The sequence below is a fragment of the Cellulomonas sp. PhB143 genome (genome assembly GCF_003752595.1).
In the GTDB taxonomy this organism is placed as follows: Bacteria; Actinomycetota; Actinomycetes; order Actinomycetales; family Cellulomonadaceae; genus Paraoerskovia.
In genome coordinates, this window is sequence record NZ_RKIJ01000008.1 from 1 (window position 1) to 1277 (window position 1277).

At 66.7% G+C, this 1277-nt stretch carries 1 protein-coding gene; it reads right to left on the minus strand.

Translation table 11 applies throughout. From position 1 onward, the window contains the following. Positions 1–7: 7 nt before the first annotated feature. Positions 8–1090, minus strand: a complete 1083-nt coding sequence (locus EDF32_RS01520) for an IS30 family transposase (RefSeq protein WP_158614038.1) — start codon at positions 1088–1090, stop codon at positions 8–10. Between the last annotated feature and the right edge of the window lie 187 nt (positions 1091–1277).

Genomic DNA, 1277 nt, shown 5'->3' on the forward strand with positions numbered 1-1277 from the left:
GGCGGTCTCAGGCGGTGAGTGCAACACCTCGTAGTAGTTCGTCGAGTTTCTCTGCCGGGGTGTAGAAGTTCAAGGTCTTGCGGGCCCGCTGGTTCAGCAAATCTTGGACGTCGGCGATCTCGGCGTCGGTGACGGTGTTGAAGTTCGTGCCCTTGGGGAAGAAGTCACGCACGAGTCCGTTGTGGTTCTCGTTCGATCCGCGCTGCCAGGGCGAGTGCGGGTCGGCGAAGAACACCGGGCACCCGGTCGTGACGGTGAAGCTCGCGTGCTGGGCCATCTCGGTTCCCTGGTCCCAGGTCAGGGTCCGCAGCAGGTCTGCGGGCAGGTGAGCAACCATCTGGGAGAGGACGTCGATGACCGTGGCCGAGTCACGAACCCCGGGCAGGCGGCCCAGGAGTTCGAACCGGGTCTGCCGCTCGACCAACGTGATGATCGCGGAGTTGTCCGGTCCCACGACCAGATCGCCCTCCCAGTGCCCGGGAACGGCCCGGTCCTCGACCTCGGGTGGCCGTTCGCTGATCCGGGCACCCTCGAGCCACGGGCGGTTGGAACGGGCAGGTAGGTCAGAGCGCGGCTGACGGCCTGTGCGTCCTGAGCGCAGCGCCTTGGTGACCTTCAGCTCCTGACGCAGGCCACCTTTGCCCTGGACGTACAAGGCTTGGTAGATCGTCTCGTGGCTCACCGTCATATCGTCGCTGTTCGGGAACCGTAGTCGCAGTCTGCCGGCGACCTGCTCGGGCGAGTGCTTCTGGTTGAGTAGCCCGATCACGTGCCGACGCAGCTCGTGCTGCACGTCGAGCTTGCGAGGCCGGCGCCGGCGCCGGGCATCAGAAGCACTCTGATGGGCGACCCCGGCGTCATAGGCCGCGCCTTTGCGGCACCGGACCGAGCGGCGAGCGATCTCACGGCTGACCGTGGACGGCGCTACTCCCAGTAACCGGGCGATCGCACGCCCGGACAAGCCCTGGACGAGCCCGACCTCGATCCGCGACCGGTCCGCCAACGACAACCGCCGGCCATGACCGGCGCCGAGGCCCGTCATGCGAGCCGGTGCGCGGAGACCGCCGTGCATCCCTTGACCGAGTTCCACACCCTGCATCTTGGCCCACCTGCACACGGCCCAGGGCGGGACCCCGACCACGCTGGCCGCGTCACTGGCCGAGCGCCCCTGAACCAGCATCGTCAACGCTCGAACACGATCTTTAAGCGACACATGTTGCCCCACAGCACACCTCCGAGTCAGAACCCGGTGTTGCACTGACCACTAGAAACCGCCG